Source organism: Bradyrhizobium sp. (assembly GCF_049798375.1).
In the GTDB taxonomy this organism is placed as follows: Bacteria; Pseudomonadota; Alphaproteobacteria; order Rhizobiales; family Xanthobacteraceae; genus Bradyrhizobium.
On record NZ_JBARGP010000141.1, the window covers coordinates 1 to 2,791 of the forward strand.

The window sequence follows — 2,791 nt, forward strand, 5'->3', positions numbered from 1 at the left end:
GGCTATCCGACCGTGCCGCCGCTGCTCGCGGCGCGGCTCGCCGGCGTGCCCGGCATCATCCACGACGCCAATGCCGTGCTCGGCCGCGCCAATCGTCTGCTGTCGCGCCATGTGAAGGCGATCGCGACCTCACTGCCCGGCGTGCTCGATCGCGATCCGGCGCTTGCGCCCAAGACCACCACCGTCGGCACGCCAATGCGTCCCGCAGTCCTCGCCGCTGCTGATGTCGCCTATGCGCCGCCCGACACCACTGGCCCATTCCGCCTGCTCGTGACCGGCGGCAGCCAGGGCGCGCGGGTGATGAGCGACATCGTGCCCGCTGCGATCGAGCGGCTGGAGCCGGCGCTGTGGAGCCGGTTGGTGCTGACCCAGCAGGTGCGGCAAGAGGACATGGCGCGGGTGCGCGCGGTCTACGACAAGCTCAAGATCCATGCTGAGCTCGCGCCCTTCTTTACCGATCTTCCGGCGCGGCTTGCCGCCAATCATCTGGTGATCTCCCGATCCGGCGCCGGCACGGTGGCCGAGCTTGCCGCGATCGGCCGTCCGTCGATCCTGGTGCCGTTGCCCGGCGCCATCGACCAGGACCAGTTCGCCAATGCCGGCGTGCTGTCGCAAGCGAACGCCGCACTGCGCATCGCGCAAGCCGACTTCACGCCCGATCGTCTCGCCTCGGAAATTTCCGCGCTTGCGGCCGAACCGGCGCGCCTTGCTGCGATGGCGGCGGCAGCGCGTGCCGCCGGCCGGCTCGACGCCGCGGAGCGTCTGGCTGATCTGGTGATCAAGACCGCCGCGCTGTGAGTTCGGGCCCGCACAATGGCGTGCTGACGGCGATCGAGGACTTTCTCGCCGACGGCATGCGCAAGGGCAAGGAGTACAGCTTTGCCGAGATCCCTGCCGTGTTCGGCCTCGGCGTTCTGTTCGATATCGATGCGACCTGGAGCGCGCGGCTGGCCGATTTCCTCGAGCCCTATCACCAGAACCGGCTGATCCAGTCGCTTGAGACCAACCGGCTGCGCAACTATCCGCGCGTCATCGAGATGCAGGACGAGGCAGCCGCTACGTCTGCGGGCTTCGCAGGCTGCCGAGCTTTGGGCAAAATCGGCAAAAATCGGGCCGTTCGGAGGGGAAATTCACCTCGTTCGCACCGCGACCGGGCTTGTCCCGGTCTCCCATGTCTTGCATGAAGGACAGATGATTCGGGCTGGCGCGGTGCAATCATGCCGGTCGGCCCCAAGCCACATTTGGACGAGACACCTCATGAGATTGCCGCGCGAGATCGGACCCATTCACTTCGTCGGGATCGGCGGCATCGGCATGAGCGGCATCGCTGAGGTGCTGTGCAATCTCGGCTATACCGTGCAGGGCTCGGATGCCGCAGACAACGCCAATGTGGCGCGGCTGCGCGAGAAGGGTGTGACCGTCAGCATCGGGCACACCGCGGAGAACATCGCCGGTGCCGACGTCGTTGTGGTCTCCACGGCCATCAAGCGCGACAATCCGGAACTGATGGCGGCGCGCGCCCAGCGCATTCCGGTGGTGCGGCGTGCCGAGATGCTGGCTGAGCTGATGCGCTTGAAGAGCTGCGTCGCGATCGGCGGCACCCATGGCAAGACCACCACGACCTCGATGGTTGCCGCGCTGCTCGATGCCGGCGGGCTCGATCCGACTGTCATCAATGGCGGGATCATCAATGCCTACGGCACCAATGCGCGGCTCGGGGCCGGCGACTGGATGGTGGTCGAGGCCGACGAGAGCGATGGCACCTTCCTGAAGCTGCCGACCGATGTCGCCATCGTCACCAATGTCGATCCCGAGCATCTTGATCACTTCAAGACCTTCGAGGCGGTGCAGGACGCCTTCCGCGCCTTCGTCGAGAACGTACCGTTCTACGGCTTCGCCGTGATGTGCACCGATCATCCCGTGGTGCAAAGCATCGTCGGCCGGATCGAGGACCGCCGCATCATCACCTACGGCACCAACCCGCAGGCCGATGCCCGGCTGGTCGACCTGACGCCGATGGGCGGCGGCTCGCGCTTTTCGGTCGTGTTCCGCGACCGCAAGAGCGGGGCGACCCACGAGATCTCCGACATCATGCTGCCGATGCCCGGCCGGCATAACGCCTCGAACGCCACCGCGGCCATCGCAGTGGCGCGCGAGCTCGGGCTTTCAGATGATGCGATCCGCAAGGCGATCGCGGGCTTCGGCGGCGTCAAGCGCCGCTTCACCCGCACCGGAGAGTGGAACGGTATCACCGTGATTGACGATTACGGTCACCATCCGGTGGAGATCGCGGCCGTGCTCAAGGCGGCGCGGGAATCCACCACCGGCAAGATCATCGCGGTGGTGCAGCCGCATCGCTACACCCGCCTGCAGTCGCTGTTCGAGGAGTTCTGCACCTGCTTCAACGACGCCGATGCGGTGGTTGTCGCCGAAGTCTATGCGGCCGGCGAGGCGCCGATCGAGGGTATCGACCGCGATCATTTCGTGCTGGGATTGCGCACCCACGGCCATCGCGAGGTGGTGCCGTTGCCGAAACCCGCCGACCTCGCCGGCATCATCAAGGGATTGGCGAAGCCGGGCGATCTGGTCGTCTGCCTGGGCGCCGGCAACATCACCCAATGGGCCTACGCGCTGCCTGGCGAATTGAAGGCGCTGGGGTGAGGGCGGTGCTAACTCAGTCTGTTAGCCTGGACATCCAACAACGCGCGGTCTCTCCGTTCCCTCCCCCCTTGTGGGGGAGGGTCAGGGAGGGGGGTGCCCAGCAAAGACTGTCACTGGCGCGCAGCGCTTC

General features: G+C 66.4%; 3 protein-coding genes. All 3 read left to right on the forward strand.

Features of this window, described 5'->3' with window-relative positions:
• The coding region (locus WA702_RS06105) for a UDP-N-acetylglucosamine--N-acetylmuramyl-(pentapeptide) pyrophosphoryl-undecaprenol N-acetylglucosamine transferase (protein ID WP_425109636.1) at positions 1–798 on the forward strand (798 nt) is incomplete at its 5' end.
• The gene (locus tag WA702_RS06110) at positions 795–1,184 is read left to right on the forward strand and encodes a hypothetical protein (protein ID WP_425109637.1); all 390 of its coding nucleotides are present in this window, start codon (positions 795–797) and stop codon (positions 1,182–1,184) included. The genes WA702_RS06105 and WA702_RS06110, both read left to right, overlap by 4 nt.
• Positions 1,185–1,257: 73 nt before the next feature.
• On the forward strand, positions 1,258–2,661 hold the full coding sequence (gene murC / locus WA702_RS06115; RefSeq protein ID WP_425109638.1) for a UDP-N-acetylmuramate--L-alanine ligase: 1,404 nt from the start codon (positions 1,258–1,260) through the stop codon (positions 2,659–2,661).
• The last annotated feature ends 130 nt before the right edge of the window (positions 2,662–2,791 follow it).

Coding starts and splice junctions, on each gene's coding strand:
- murC (WP_425109638.1), top strand. CDS start 1,258: ATGAGATTGCCGCGCGAGATCGGACCCATTCACTTCGTCGGGATCGGC.